We start from the raw sequence: 582 nt of genomic DNA, 5'->3' as shown, positions 1-582 counted from the left end.
TCGGTGGCGGTGCTGCTGCCCTTGATTCGCGAACTGGCTAATCCTTAATGTTTTGGAGTGATGAATGTATATCGTCTTTCTGACCTACACCCGTCCCATGGAAGAAGTGGAAGCGCTGCTGGAACCTCACGTTGCCTGGATTAATCGTTACTTTACCGCCGGGGCCTTTATCAGCGCCGGGCGTAAAGATCCGCGCACCGGCGGCATGATCATGGTGAAAGAAATGGACAGAAAGCAGCTGGACGTTATCCTGGCGGAAGATCCGTTCCAGAAAGTCGCCAGCTACGAAGTGACAAAAGTGAATATCACCCGCTCTGCGGATAAGTTTGCGGCACTGACCGGGATCTGATGGTCCCGATACCAACAGCTACCCCGCTTTAATACAGAGCACCGGTGACCGCAATGGGCAGAACGCCCCGCTGCAATACCGCAGTCATATGGAGCACGGGTTGACCGAAAAAAATGGTCAACCCCTACAGGAAATCGCACTTTGGTGGCGGTTTGGAAAGCGACAGCGAGTACCCTTTCTGCGGGTAACTACGGGAGATTCAGTGGCCGACCAAAACAGAAGGTCGGCCACGA

The 582-nt window shown here is 54.0% G+C and carries 1 protein-coding gene; it reads left to right on the top strand.

Features of this window, described 5'->3' with window-relative positions; translation table 11 throughout:
• The first annotated feature begins 64 nt into the window (after window positions 1-64).
• Complete coding sequence (locus tag WH277_RS01645) at window positions 65-349, top strand: YciI family protein (RefSeq protein WP_159337947.1); 285 nt, start codon at window positions 65-67, stop codon at window positions 347-349.
• Window positions 350-582 lie beyond the last annotated feature (233 nt).

Source organism: Erwinia sp. MYb416 (genome assembly GCF_037479575.1).
GTDB lineage: Bacteria > Pseudomonadota > Gammaproteobacteria > Enterobacterales > Enterobacteriaceae > Erwinia > Erwinia rhapontici.
This window is presented reverse-complemented; position numbering and strand designations above follow the sequence as displayed.